Origin of the sequence: Hafnia psychrotolerans, from assembly GCF_014639435.1 — a bacterium.
In the GTDB taxonomy this organism is placed as follows: Bacteria; Pseudomonadota; Gammaproteobacteria; order Enterobacterales; family Enterobacteriaceae; genus Ewingella; species Ewingella psychrotolerans.
The window spans coordinates 258,372-271,267 of record NZ_BMFZ01000003.1; the positions used below are offsets into that span (position 1 = coordinate 258,372).

Consider the following 12,896-nt stretch of genomic DNA (forward strand, 5'->3'; position numbering starts at 1 on the left):
TAAGAAAATGACTAAGCTTTTCACCCCGATTGTTGTCGGTAATCAAACCTTACCGAATCGCGTATTTATGGCACCACTGACCCGTCTGCGTAGCATTGAGCCAGGGGATGTTCCAACACCTCTGATGGCGGAATATTATGCACAGCGCCACAGTTCAGGCCTGATCATCACTGAAGCGACTCAGATCTCTTTCCAGGCGAAAGGTTATGCAGGCGCACCGGGATTACATACTTCCGAGCAAATCGCCGCATGGAAAAAAATCGTTGCCGGTGTCCATCAGAAGGAAGGCCATATCGCGGTACAGTTGTGGCATACAGGTCGCATTTCACACCACAGTGTGCAGCCGGATAATCAGACACCGGTCTCTTCTTCGGCCATCAATCCGAATACCCGTACCAGCCTGCGCGATGAGCAAGGCAACGCTGTGCGTGAGGATTGCCCTACCCCACGCGCTCTGGAGCTGAGTGAAATTCCGGGCATCATTAATGATTTCCGCCAGGCCGCTGCAAATTCTCGTGTTGCTGATTTCGACTATATCGAAATCCATGCTGCGCACGGCTACCTGCTGCATCAGTTCATGTCCCCGGCATCTAACGTGCGCACCGACATCTACGGTGGCAGCATCGAAAACCGTACCCGCCTGACGTTGGAAGTGGTTGACGCATCCATCGCGGAAATTGGTGCCGATCGCGTAGGTATACGCATTTCCCCTCTCGGCCCGTTCAACGGTCTGGATAACGGCGAAGATCAGGAACAAGCCGCGCTATATCTGCTCGATGAACTGAACAAACGCAAACTGGCTTATCTACATATTTCCGAGCCAGACTGGGCTGGCGGCAAGCCGTACACAGACGCATTCCGCGCAGCCATTCGCGCCCACTATCAAGGGGTTATTGTCGGTGCCGGCGCGTATACCGGCGAGAAAGCAGAAGAATTGCTCGCCAAAGGCTACATCGATGCGGTCGCCTTTGGCCGCAGCTACATTGCCAACCCGGACCTGGTTGAGCGTCTGAAAAACCGCGCCGCGCTGAACGAACCCAAAGCTGACCTATTTTACGGCGGTGGCGCGCAAGGCTACACTGATTATCCAACGCTGTAAGATTGCCTCATCAGCTAAACAGGTGTCATCCAAACCTTGGTAATGCGGCCGCCGTTTGCTCCAGCGGCCGCGTTTTTTGCCTGTGCAGTGACAATCAGCTAGTCTGTTATTCATTACTTACCCCTGCAATCAGAGGACACTATGCGCTTACTTCATACCATGCTCCGCGTCGGCGACCTGCAACGCTCAATAAATTTCTACACTGATGTTCTCGGTATGCGTCTGCTGCGTACCAGCGAAAATACCGAATACAAATATTCGCTGGCCTTCGTGGGTTATACCGATGAAAGTGAAGGTGCCGTAATAGAACTGACCTACAATTGGGATGTTGACAGCTACGATCTGGGCACCGCTTATGGCCATATCGCTTTAGGTGTCGATAACGTGGCACAGACTTGCGAAGACATTCGTAACGCAGGCAGCAACGTGACGCGTGAAGCGGGTCCAGTCAAAGGCGGTTCTACTGTTATTGCTTTTGTGGAAGATCCGGACGGCTATAAAATCGAACTGATCGAATCCAAACATGTCGGTCAGGGCTTGGGGAAATAATCCTGTTTCTATATCAAGGGCGTCAATGCGCCCTTTTTCTTGCCCTTTTCCCGCCGGCATCCTGCAACCTCCGTAAAAATTTGCCATAATGCGCGCTGAATTCGATGAAGATAAGAAACTGATGGCCGAAAATAGTGAAACTAACGCCCTGAAAGGCCGTTTTCGTGGTTTTTACCCTGTGGTTATTGATGTAGAAACTGCGGGATTTAACGCAGAAACTGACGCACTGCTGGAAATTGCCGCCATCAGCCTGAAAATGGATGACGATGGCTGGCTGGAAACCGACGAAACGCTGCATTTCCACGTTGAGCCTTTCGAAGGCTCGATTTTGGTGCCGGAAGCCTTGGCATTTAACGGTATAGATCCGACCAATCCCCTGCGTGGCGCAGTAAGCGAGTACGATGCTCTGCACGCCATTTTCAAAGCTATTCGCAAAGGGATGAAAGAACAAAACTGTAACCGGGCCATTATTGTTGCGCATAATGCCAACTTCGATCACAGCTTTTTGATGGCGGCGGCGGAACGCGCTGGATTGAAACGCAATCCGTTCCACCCTTTTGCCACTTTTGATACAGCGGCACTTAGCGGGTTAGTTCTCGGTCAAACCGTACTGGCCAAAGCCTGTATCAGTGCGGGCATGGTGTTCGACAGCAGCCAAGCACATTCGGCGTTGTATGATACCGAACAAACCGCTGAATTGTTTTGTGAGCTGGTGAATCGCTGGAAGCGCCTTGGTGGCTGGCCGTTGCCTGTCAACGTAGATGACGAAGAGAGCCAGACGGTCAACAGCGAAGAGTAGTTATTGGTGTAAACAGCATATTCCTTAAAAAAAGAGCGACTCATCATGAGCCGCTCTTTTTATGACTTCTTGAGTACCTAGAGGCAGAGCTTACTCTGGCTGCGGCTCTTCAGAAGATTTGTACTTTTCTGCCGTTTCCTTGATCAACGTCTGCAACTCACCGCGCTGGAACATTTCAATCACGATGTCGCAACCGCCGACCAGTTCTCCATCAACCCACAACTGCGGGAAGGTTGGCCAGTTGGCATACTTAGGCATTTCTGCGCGAATATCTGGATTTTGCAAGATATCAACGTAGGCAAAGCGTTCACCACAGGCAGAAAGTGCCTGTACGGCCTGAGCAGAGAAACCGCAACTCGGCAGCTTAGGTGAGCCTTTCATGTACAGAAGGATTGGGTTTTCGGAAACCTGCTTCTGAATTTTTTCTATCGTGGTCGTGGTCATTTATTGCTTCCTCAAGCCAAAACTGGCTGTCACGGTCTTTACTCATTGATGCGCTGGGCGCTTTGTCTGAAATGCGCGCCACATGTCGCTTAATATCTGTCGCTTAAGATCTATTGTAACGATGGAGGCCTTTGGATAAAAACATCATTTTTTACAAGGTCTTTCCCGCGATATCAGTGTGAATGTCTTGCTCCGACGCTCCGACACTTTTTTATAAAAGTGTCTAACGTCTCGCAATAATAAACATCCATTCAGAATAACATTTTTGACCGTTGAATTTAACTCTCTTATGACAGAGTGAGTTTGACCAGGGCACATTTTTGTCTTTCTGAAATGAGATGATTTTTAGAACTGAATACGACTATTTTTGCAGCATTTAAAGTGCTATTAACTTTTTCTCACAATATGATCTAAAATCGAAGCAATTCGTGCTGTTTTGTGGAGTTCTTTTAGGTAATACTCTGACATCTCTGATGTTTAACCTTGGGCCAATATTGGTAACGACGCCATGCGTTTATTGTTTACGCTTTCTGTGCTGCTCTTTACCCAGCTATTTCTGAATATGGCGCATGCTTCGCCACATAACAGCGTTGCTGCCGAACAACGGAAAAGCCATGTCAGTCAGGCCAAGCCTGACGATCGGCGAAAGCGCAAAGCCGTTGCCCGAAGCAGTAAAAAAACCAAGTCAGAGCCGGTAGTAAAAGAAAGGAAAGCAAAAGTTAAAGAAACAAGAAAAATCACCAGTACCAAACTCGTACGCAATCAACATTCTGTCAATAAAAGCGCCAAAACGACCAAGAATAAGGTGACAGCGAAGAAAGAAAGCCGAACGATAGCGAGAAAGGAGACAAGTAAAAAAACCTATGGTCGCCATCGAAAAACCAAAGACTTACTCGCGAAAGGCAGTAAACCGCTGACATTAAGCGCCGCGCATAAAAAACGTTATCAACATGCACAGCAGACTGCCATGACAAAGCTGATGCATCAGGTCGGCAAACCTTATCGCTGGGGTGGAACCTCACCGAATACCGGTTTCGATTGCAGTGGCTTAGTGTATTACGCCTACAAAGATCTGATGCGTATCAAAATGCCACGTACTGCCAACGAAATGTATCATCTTCGTGATGCAGCACCGGTCAAACGCAGTGAGCTAGAAAGTGGCGATTTAGTCTTCTTTAGAATCAATAATCGCGGTGCAGCCGATCACGTTGGTGTTTATGTTGGCAACGGTAAATTCATTCAGTCTCCGCGTACAGGCGAAGAGATTAAAATTACCTCACTGGGCGACGATTACTGGCAGGGTCACTACGTAGGAGCGCGTCGGGTTATGACGCCTAAAACGATTCGTTAAATAAGTGGTTACGCTAATCAACGATGAATAGCATTTAACGAAACGTTTATGAAACCTCAGACAATCAACACGCTTTGTTTATCGGGCATCTATTAGAATGAAAGAAAAGGGCGAGTCCTGTTACAGGACTCGCCCTTTTCTTTGGTTTTTTTCACTCAGGACAGATGAAAGTGAAAGGTGCTTCAGCCCATGACCGCTGTAAAACTGAAAGCTATGATCATTGCCAGTGCGCCTACCACAGTAATGAGAGCAAATTTCAAATCGGTATCCATTAAAACCCCTTTTGGATCAAATGTGGCCTTAACATAAGCCATACAGTTTGTGTGTCAACGCATTTTCTCACAGTTTTGTTTTAAAATCCCGCGATCATCCACCAGGTTACAGAGACTTTTTACTTCCCCTTTCGCCAGATATAAGAGAAAATTCGTGGTTACCACACTGCGTGCGGGTCGATTCATTCCGATGTTCTTTCAGACAGTTATGCTTCTCTGAAAAACCCACCAAAGATTTGACTGCTAATCCCTATTTCAGCAGTCAAACCCACGCAGGCAAACGATTAACATAATGCTAACGTGCTAAAGCACGCTAGCCAGGAGTCCTTCTTTTCATGGCAACGATAAAAGATGTCGCAAAACGGGCTGGCGTTTCCACCACAACCGTGTCGCACGTCATCAATAAAACACGTTTCGTCGCCGAAGAAACTAAAGCCGCTGTGCAGACCGCGATTAAAGATCTGCACTATTCACCCAGCGCGGTGGCGCGTAGCCTCAAGGTCAACAACACCAAATCTATCGGTCTACTGGCGGCGTCCAGCGAAGCCCCCTACTTTGCCGAAGTGATCGAAGCCGTTGAGAACAGTTGCTATGCCAAAGGCTACACATTGATTTTGTGTAACTCACACAACAATCTCGATAAGCAGCAGGCCTATCTGTCGATGCTAGCGCAAAAGCGCGTTGATGGCCTGTTAGTGATGTGCGCAGAATATCCTGATGCCCTCCTCGATATGCTCGAAGAGTATCGTTCAATTCCGATGGTCGTGATGGACTGGGGTGAGGCGCGCAAAAACTTTACTGACAGCATTATCGATAATGCCTTTGAAGGCGGTTATATGGCCGGGCGTTACCTGATTGAACGCGGTCATCGTGATATCGGTGTGATTCCCGGGCAACTGGCCAGAAATACCGGTGGTGGTCGTTTCCAGGGTTTCGTTAAAGCACTGAACGAGGCCAATATACCGCTACATGAAGAGTGGGTAGTTCAGGGTGATTTTGAGCCGGAGTCCGGCTATCAGGCCATGCACAAAATTCTCATGCAAAAGCAGCGTCCGACGGCAGTTTTCTGCGGTGGTGACGTCATGGCTATGGGGGCTATTTGTGCCGCCGATGAGATGGGTTTGCGAGTGCCTCAGGACATTTCTGTGATCGGGTATGATAATGTGCGCAATGCCCGTTATTTTTCCCCAGCATTAACCACTATCCACCAGCCAAAAGAGCGACTGGGCGAAATGGCATTTACTATGCTGCTGGATCGCATCATCAGCAAGCGTGAAGAGTCGCAAACCATCGAAGTTCATCCCAAACTGATTGAGCGTCGCTCGGTAGCCGATGGTCCTTACCGCGACTATCGCCGTTAGTTTTTAATGATTTTGGCTCTTCCAACAAGTAACGCCTGCGGTTTTTGCAGGCGTTTTTAATTGCGCAACCACTCTTGATTCAGCGTTGACGTATCGCCCAGGTAGTCCAGAAGCCATGCCAGCGAGGGAGACTGATTGCTTTGGTCCCAGGTCAGGCAGCAGGCACTTTCAGGAAAAGCCGTTGCCAGCGTCAGAACGCTTAATTTTTGTTGTGATATCCACGCCTCAACCAGATGCACAGGCATCATGCCCACACATAAACCTTCACACAGGCAATCCACGGCACAAATCCAGTCGGGAACCACTAAACGGCGCTGATTGTCCAGCGTCCAGGTATCGCGTTTAGGTAGATTCCGTGAAGTATCTTCAATGCACAGTGCCGGATAAGCCCGCAGTTGTTCATCAATGAGTGGTGCAGTTAATGCCGCCAGAGGATGATCCGGGCTGACAACACAGTGCCAGTCCATAAAACCCATGTCCCTAAAGCTGAAACGCCCACCGGTGGGCACGGCGCGCGTTGCCCCAATGGCCACATCCGCGCGCCCATCCACTAATGCATCCCATACGCCATTAAACACTTCGGAGTGGATAATCAACTCCGTATCGGGAAAGGCACGATAGAAATCAGTAACCAGACGCCTTAATCGGTCAGGTTTCACAATACGGTCCACTGCAACATTTAGCTGCCCGCGCCATCCATTGGCAACTTGCTGACATTGACGTCGCGTGGCTATCATTTTTTTGATAAGCAAGCGTGCCTCTTCCACGAAAACCTGACCTGCCGCCGTCAACTCCACATCGCGATGGCGCCTTTCAAATAGCGGCACTGCTAGCCACTGCTCCAGTTGGCGTACAGTATAACTGACCGCAGAAGGCACCCGGTGTAACTCTTGAGCCGCAGCACTAAAACTTCCGGTACGCGCAACGGTATCGACCACTTCCAGTGAATACTCTGACCACATAATCGTCCGCCTCATCTGCTTTCAATTTTTTTGATATATAAGTGCAAATATTAGCGTTTCACAAGAGGTAAGCCAACCGATTACACTTCGCGCCTGAGACTTTCTGCACGTTGTGCCGCTATTGATTTATTTTCGCGTAACACGCATCGCTAATAAAAAGAGACATTCATGAAACCCTCGTTTGGATTTATGCTCTACCTCGCCGGGTTGAGTATGCTGGGCTTTTTAGCCACCGATATGTACCTGCCTGCTTTCAGTACTATGCAAACCAAGTTGGCGACCACGCCCGGTCTTATCAGCGCCAGTCTGAGTATCTTTCTGGCTGGTTTTGCCATAGGTCAGCTGCTGTGGGGACCGCTGTCTGATAAACTCGGGCGCAGACCCGTGCTGATCACCGGCCTAATGCTTTTCGCGCTCGGCTGCCTGGGGATGATATGGGTGGAAAATATCTATCTACTGTTAGCACTCCGTTTTCTGCAGGCCATTGGCGTGTGTGCGGCAACGGTCAGTTGGCAAGCGCTGGTTGTTGACCGTTACTCTCCTGATGTAGCCAAACGTACTTTTGCGACCATTATGCCGCTGGTGGCATTATCCCCCGCCCTTGCCCCATTGCTGGGTGCATGGATATTGAACCACTTTGATTGGGAAGCCATTTTCACTCTGCTGCTGATCATTGGTGTTCTGCTGTTAATTTTCTCTTTCCGCATTCGTGAAACTCAAAAAAAGATCGTTGGCCAAGAGGCTGGAAGGTTTAGCTTTCTCAACCTTCTGACTTCATACGTGTTCAGCGGTAACGTCCTTATTTATGCCGCCTGTTCGGCTGGATTCTTCGCTTGGCTGACCGGTTCACCTTTCATTCTCAGCGATATGGGTTATTCCCCTGGTATTATCGGTCTGAGTTATGTTCCTCAGACTATCGCTTTCCTGGTTGGTGGGTTCGGCTGTCGCTTATTGATCAGCAAAATCGAGGGTAACCGTATACTTCCCTGGCTGCTCGCCGGATATGCTCTGAGCATAGTAGCTCTTTATCTGGTGGCTACATTCACCAACGCAACGCTGATCACCTTACTTATCCCGTTCTGTTTAATGGCGCTGGTGAACGGTGCCTGTTACCCAATTGTGGTCGCTAACGCGTTAATGCCATTCCCTACTAGCACAGGGAAAGCGGCTGCTTTGCAAAATACACTACAATTAGGGTTGTGTTTTATTGCCAGCTTGTTGGTTTCTGCGTTTATCGCTTGGCCGTTACTGGCAACCGTTAGCGTTATGCTGGGGACATTGGTGTTGGTCGCGCTTGGCTTCATGATGGTGAAGAAAAGTACTAAGCAGGAAGTTGCAATAAAAAAGCAATTGGAACCGGCCGAAGTAAAACATGCTAACTAACTGTCATAATAACCTTACGTGACAGTAACTTAAATAATATGCCTGCCGTGTATGATTTATTATTGAGAATGCGCGCAGGCAAGTTTATACTCAAAAAAAACAATAAAAATAATATTTATACAATGCTTTTTTGCAAAAAAAATCTGAGTGCGGGTAGTGCGTCACGTTTTGTAAAAAAGTTTTTCACGCGGCCGCTCTCAGGTTGCGGTTTTCTTCTAATTTCCTCTGTTCATAGTCGTATATCAGACAAGGCGGATTAATCGTCTGTTCTCATAATGACCTGCATAGATTGCCTTGTTTTCCAGCAGGTTAATAAGTCAGAAGAGCATGTGATGGAGAAGCTATGAGTTCATCGTGTATAGAAGATCTGAGCGTTCAGGATAATCAGTGGTATCGCATTATCAATGAAATGTTGGGCATGGCAGATGTGCAGATCAACGGTAGCCGCCCTTTCGATATCAAAGTTAAAAATCCTGATTTTTTTAAGCGTGTTTTACAGGAAGGCTCTCTGGGGTTAGGTGAAAGTTACATGGACAGCTGGTGGGAATGTGAACGGCTGGACATTTTCTTCCAACGCGTCCTGAATGCCGGCCTCGAAAGTAGGCTCCCAAGACATTTCAGAGACACACTCCGCATTGCAGCCGCACGGCTAACCAATTTACAATCCAAAAAACGCGCCTGGATTGTCGGTAAAGAGCATTATGATCTGGGTAATGACTTGTTCAGTCTTATGCTTGACCCTTATATGCAATATTCCTGCGGCTACTGGAAGGATGCCACCACCCTTGAGCAGGCCCAAGAAGCAAAATTAAAAATTATCTGCGACAAATTACAATTAAAACCGGGCCTGCGTTTGCTCGATATTGGTTGTGGCTGGGGTGGTCTATCCGAATATGCTGCAAAAAATTATGGCGTAAGTGTGGTAGGCGTAACCATCTCAGCTGAACAGCAAAAAATGGCCCAAGAACGCTGTAAAAATCTTGATGTCACTATTTTGCTACAGGATTACCGCGATCTGGATGATCAGTTCGACCGGATTGTGTCAGTCGGAATGTTTGAACATGTCGGTCCGAAGAACTATCAAACCTACTTCAATGTCGCCAAACGTAATATAAAACCGGATGGTTTATTCCTGCTCCATACGATTGGATCGAATAAAACGGATCTGAGTGTCGATCCCTGGATTGATAAGTATATTTTCCCCAATGGCTGTTTGCCTTCTATTCAACAGATAGCACATACCACTGAGACACTGTTTGTCATGGAAGACTGGCACAATATTGGCGCGGATTACGACCGTACGCTGATGGCCTGGCTGGAACGTTTTCTTCAGGCATGGCCATCGCTGGCAGGTAAATACACTGACCGGTTTGAACGGATGTTCACCTACTATCTAAATGCCTGCGCTGGCGCTTTCAGGGCACGTGACATTCAGCTTTGGCAGGTTCTGTTCAGCCCTAAGGGTGTAGAAGGTGGTATTCGCGTGCCACGTTAGCGTTAACCTCTTGAGCCGTTGTCGTAAAAAAGCCGAACAGGTCACCTGCTCGGCTTTTCATTTCTATTTTGAGGCGCTTTCACTCTACTTTTCGTGCAGTTCCACCATGGCCTGCGCGGTGGCCATTGCCGCTTCGCGACTTGCCAATACGCGTTCAACCGTATTCACAATGGCTTGTGTCTGTGGATCGATTTCAATATTAATTTTATCCCCCAAACGTTTGGTGCCGAGGGTAGTTCGCTGCAAGGTTTCCGGAATTAAATGTACGCAGAATCGGGTTTTAGTGACCTCGCCCACAGTAAGGCTTATTCCGTCGATACCAATAAAACCTTTATGTAATACATATTTCATTAAATCTTCATGTGGCATGCGGAACCAGATTTGACGGTTATTTTCGGAAGCAATAATTTTCGAGACTTCCGCTGTACAAATAATATGCCCGGACATGAGATGCCCGCCGATTTCATCATCAAAACGTGCAGCGCGCTCCAAATTTATCAGCGAGCCTGGTTGTAAATCACCGAGATTGGTCAGTCGAAGCGTTTCTTTCACCAGATCAAAACTGACAAAGTTACCGTTCACGCCAGTGACGGTCAGACAACAACCGTTATGTGACACAGACGCGCCAAGCTCAAGGTCCTTGAGCATGTTCGCAGGCATTTGCACAACATGGGTACGAAAATTAGGTTTTTCATCAATGGACACCAACGTTCCTGTGCCCTGAACAATACCGGTAAACATAGCCTATGCCTCATGAATTTTTACGCAGTGAACCCTCTGCATACATTGCGTTTCTGCCTGCCAGTTTGCCGCAGATTTAATAGAAAGCCAAATCAATGAGGGCAAAAGAGCCGCCACTGGAAGTAGGACACGATGCAACTCACCGTTCACCGCTTTGATTGCTTAAAAAACCTGGCAATGTACAATATTTGAAGTATTTACAGCTATTTTAGCGTCACGCCTGCGTGACGCTTTTTTATTCAAAACAATTAAAGGGGTAGGCGTGCAGAAGTATCTTACAGAAGCGCGTGTGTTATTAGCTCTCGCGATCCCCGTCATACTAGCGCAAGTTGCGCAAACCTCAATGGGCGTGGTGGATACTATTATGGCCGGCGGCGTCAGTGCTACCGACATGGCCGCCGTCGCCGTCGGAACCTCGATTTGGTTACCCGCCATATTATTTGGGCACGGTCTTTTGTTAGCCCTGACACCCACCGTCGCCCAGCTCAACGGAGCCGGCCGCCGCGAAAAAATCGCTCATCAAATCCAACAAGGTTTTTGGCTCGCATCGGGCGTATCGCTTATTATTATTGCCGTGCTGTATCACTGCGACCAGATCATCGGGCTGATGCACAATATTGATCCGCAACTTAAAGCCAAGTCCATTGGCTATTTGCACGCCATCATGTGGGGAGCACCCGGCTACCTATTTTTCCAGGTTTTACGTGTGCAGTGCGAAGGTTTATCTAAAACCAAACCGGGGATGATATTTGGTTTCATCGGCCTGCTGGTGAATATTCCGGTTAATTATATTTTCATCTACGGTAAATTTGGCGCCCCAGCACTGGGAGGCGTGGGCTGCGGCGTTGCAACCAGTACGGTTTATTGGGTAATGTTCTTGATGATGCGCGTCTATGTGAAGCGCACCTACTCGATGCGAGACATTGTTGCACCGACTCGCTTCGCCAAACCAGACTGGGTCACGCTAAAACGCCTGACTCAGTTAGGTTTGCCAATTGCGCTCGCGCTTTTTTTTGAAGTAACACTATTCGCTATCGTCGCCCTGCTGGTCTCTCCACTTGGAATTGTGGCGGTTGCCAGCCACCAGATTGCACTCAATTTTGGTTCTTTGATGTTTGTGATCCCCCTCTCGCTAGGTGTGGCCGCCACGATACGCGTCGGTTCACGGCTGGGAGAGTCCTCCGTTGATGGCGCAAAAGTCTCGGCCTATACCAGTATTTTTACCGGTGTTGTCATGGCATGTATTACGGCACTGATGTCGGTGATATTCCGCGAGCAAATCGCCGCATTGTATAACGATAACCCTCAGGTAGTGGCACTGGCATCCAGCCTGATGCTGCTGGCGGCTATCTACCAGATTTCAGATGCCGTTCAGGTGATTGGCACCGGTGTACTGCGTGGCTATAAAGATACGCGGTCAATCTTCTATATCACCTTTGTGGCGTATTGGGTATTAGGACTGCCAGTGGGATACCTGTTAGGGCTAACCGATTATCTGGTGCCAGCGATGGGCCCGAGCGGCTTCTGGTGGGGCTTCATTTTGGGGCTGACCTTTGCTGCCGTGATGGTGTCACTACGTATACGCTGGATCCAGAAACAATCACCCTTCATTATTTTAGATAAGGTTGGACACTGATGGTTTATGGTCGCCCGTCAGCCTTAGGCTGCTATAGCTAAAATGGCTGACTTTTTTAGCCATTAATGTTCAAAAAATCAACGCAGTGAGCATTCACGCATCAATGCGTCACAATAAAAGGGCAAAATGTTTTTTTTCCCTTGCCAGCCTTCGGGTAGGTCGTTAATATTCGTCCCCGCTGCCGCACTGGCAGACAGAAATAGATGCGTCCGTAGCTCAGTTGGTTAGAGCACCACCTTGACATGGTGGGGGTCGATGGTTCGAGTCCATTCGGACGCACCATATTTCTATATAAAGTTATGCAGTCAGTTTCATCAGGCGTGCGTCCGTAGCTCAGTTGGTTAGAGCACCACCTTGACATGGTGGGGGTCGATGGTTCGAGTCCATTCGGACGCACCAGATGAAACAATCACAACTCCCCATATGTTTCTCAAACCAAACATGCTTAATCCTGCATAATTTTCCTACTTATTACTTTTGATTACTCAGTAGCTTGTATGACCGGTGTATCACTGGTTATGTCGCGCATGCCCATATTGGTTATTTGCGCAACGAACACCCCTCAGATGCGCTAAGCTTGCGCAGCATCATGTTTTTTATTTTGTTTCCCACCGCTTAGCCCTTATAATATGCACCGTCTCTTCGATTGAATGGTCTCAGCCCCTTGATCTGTCGATATCGCCTTATAAAAGCATTACTTCACCCGAAACGATTAACAATCGTACAGATCGCCACGTCTTGGCTGAACTTTACACACCATTTATTCTCCAGTCACCTACGCTTAACAGTGATTTGTAACAATCA

12 protein-coding genes and 2 tRNA genes are annotated in these 12,896 nt (G+C 48.2%); 10 read left to right on the forward strand and 4 right to left on the reverse strand.

Annotation, left to right across the window (positions count from 1 at the left end):
- Window positions 1-7 precede the first annotated feature (7 nt).
- From IEV89_RS07030 to rnt, 3 genes are all read left to right on the forward strand, one after another.
- Window positions 8-1,099, forward strand: a complete 1,092-nt coding sequence (locus IEV89_RS07030; protein WP_188471903.1) for an alkene reductase — start codon at window positions 8-10, stop codon at window positions 1,097-1,099.
- Between the two features lie 141 nt (window positions 1,100-1,240).
- Complete coding sequence (gene gloA, locus IEV89_RS07035) at window positions 1,241-1,648, forward strand: lactoylglutathione lyase (protein ID WP_188471905.1); 408 nt, start codon at window positions 1,241-1,243, stop codon at window positions 1,646-1,648.
- An 88-nt stretch (window positions 1,649-1,736) separates the two neighbouring features.
- Complete coding sequence (gene rnt / locus IEV89_RS07040) at window positions 1,737-2,447, forward strand: ribonuclease T (RefSeq protein ID WP_188471907.1); 711 nt, start codon at window positions 1,737-1,739, stop codon at window positions 2,445-2,447.
- A gap of 90 nt (window positions 2,448-2,537) precedes the next feature.
- Here rnt and IEV89_RS07045 read toward each other — a convergent pair whose 3' ends face one another.
- A complete protein-coding gene (locus IEV89_RS07045) occupies window positions 2,538-2,891 on the reverse strand; it encodes a Grx4 family monothiol glutaredoxin (protein WP_188471909.1) in 354 nt (117 codons plus the stop codon).
- Window positions 2,892-3,399: 508 nt separating this feature from the next.
- On the opposite strand from IEV89_RS07045, the gene IEV89_RS07050 reads away from it, so the two are divergent.
- The gene (locus IEV89_RS07050) at window positions 3,400-4,242 is read left to right on the forward strand and encodes a C40 family peptidase (protein WP_188471911.1); all 843 of its coding nucleotides are present in this window, start codon (window positions 3,400-3,402) and stop codon (window positions 4,240-4,242) included.
- 182 nt (window positions 4,243-4,424) lie between these two features.
- On the opposite strand, the gene cydH is transcribed toward IEV89_RS07050, so the two are convergent.
- The gene (gene cydH / locus IEV89_RS22005; RefSeq protein WP_373283360.1) at window positions 4,425-4,556 is read right to left on the reverse strand and encodes a cytochrome bd-I oxidase subunit CydH; all 132 of its coding nucleotides are present in this window, start codon (window positions 4,554-4,556) and stop codon (window positions 4,425-4,427) included.
- A 293-nt stretch (window positions 4,557-4,849) separates the two neighbouring features.
- Here cydH and purR point away from each other — a divergent pair, with 293 nt between their 5' ends.
- A complete protein-coding gene (gene purR / locus IEV89_RS07060) occupies window positions 4,850-5,875 on the forward strand; it encodes an HTH-type transcriptional repressor PurR (protein ID WP_188471916.1) in 1,026 nt (341 codons plus the stop codon).
- A gap of 56 nt (window positions 5,876-5,931) precedes the next feature.
- Here purR and punR read toward each other — a convergent pair whose 3' ends face one another.
- Entirely contained in the window at window positions 5,932-6,837 is a 906-nt protein-coding gene (gene punR / locus IEV89_RS07065; protein WP_188471918.1) for a DNA-binding transcriptional activator PunR, read from the reverse strand.
- Window positions 6,838-7,005: 168 nt separating this feature from the next.
- Here punR and punC point away from each other — a divergent pair, with 168 nt between their 5' ends.
- Both punC and cfa read left to right on the forward strand, forming a co-directional pair.
- A complete protein-coding gene (punC, locus tag IEV89_RS07070) occupies window positions 7,006-8,220 on the forward strand; it encodes a purine nucleoside transporter PunC (RefSeq protein ID WP_188471920.1) in 1,215 nt (404 codons plus the stop codon).
- A gap of 343 nt (window positions 8,221-8,563) precedes the next feature.
- Window positions 8,564-9,715: a cyclopropane fatty acyl phospholipid synthase gene (cfa, locus tag IEV89_RS07075; protein WP_188471922.1), complete on the forward strand. Its 1,152-nt coding sequence runs from the start codon at window positions 8,564-8,566 to the stop codon at window positions 9,713-9,715.
- Between the two features lie 84 nt (window positions 9,716-9,799).
- Here the strand turns inward: cfa and IEV89_RS07080 are convergent, their stop codons facing one another.
- Window positions 9,800-10,456 carry a riboflavin synthase subunit alpha gene (locus IEV89_RS07080; protein ID WP_188471924.1) on the reverse strand — a complete coding sequence of 219 codons (657 nt, stop codon included), beginning with the start codon at window positions 10,454-10,456 and terminating at the stop codon, window positions 9,800-9,802.
- A 262-nt stretch (window positions 10,457-10,718) separates the two neighbouring features.
- Here IEV89_RS07080 and IEV89_RS07085 point away from each other — a divergent pair, with 262 nt between their 5' ends.
- The 3 genes from IEV89_RS07085 (at window position 10,719) to IEV89_RS07095 (ending at window position 12,491) form a co-directional block, all read left to right on the forward strand.
- Complete coding sequence (locus tag IEV89_RS07085) at window positions 10,719-12,092, forward strand: MATE family efflux transporter (RefSeq protein WP_188471926.1); 1,374 nt, start codon at window positions 10,719-10,721, stop codon at window positions 12,090-12,092.
- 205 nt (window positions 12,093-12,297) lie between these two features.
- A tRNA-Val gene (locus IEV89_RS07090) sits at window positions 12,298-12,374 on the forward strand.
- Between the two features lie 40 nt (window positions 12,375-12,414).
- Window positions 12,415-12,491, forward strand: a tRNA-Val gene (locus tag IEV89_RS07095).
- Window positions 12,492-12,896: the final 405 nt, after the last annotated feature.